The following is a 527-nucleotide window of genomic DNA, read 5'->3' as shown; positions in this document are numbered from 1 at the left end:
ATGGGCGCCCCACCGGCGCACTGCGGCGGCTCCGCTTCCCAGGACGCCATGCCCCAGAACGCTATGTCCCAGTCCCAGTCCCAGTCCCAGGACGCCGGGACACGCAGCACCGGGACGCAGGACGCCGCGGGCACACGAACGGCCGGCGCCATCCCCGCAGCCACCACCCCCGCGACAACGCCCGCGCCAGCGATCGCCTCCGGTGCGGGCAGCGCGGGAGTTCCAGGCCTGGCCGCGCTACCGCCGGAAACGACCCCCGCGCCGATGACACCGGCATCCGGCCAGCCGACGCCGTCCCGACGCTGTCATCCCCTGAACCTGCTCTGCGTCCTCTCCGGACCCCCGTGATCCGGACCCCCGTGACGCTCTCCGAGTGCCCCGCGCCCGGCGGAAGCAGAAAAGATCGCCGCGATTTTGTCGTTGTGTACGCCGCTGGAGCCGAAAAGCGTACACAACGACAAAATCGTCGAGATCATGCTCTCCGCGACTGGCCGCGGACGCCGCCCGCGGCGCCTGATGGCCGGCAT

The organism is Protofrankia sp. CiP1_Cm_nod2 (genome assembly GCF_920664355.1).
Classification (GTDB): domain Bacteria; phylum Actinomycetota; class Actinomycetes; order Frankiales; family Frankiaceae; genus Protofrankia.
The sequence above is the reverse complement of the archived record's forward strand: the minus strand, read 5'-3'. Positions refer to the sequence as shown.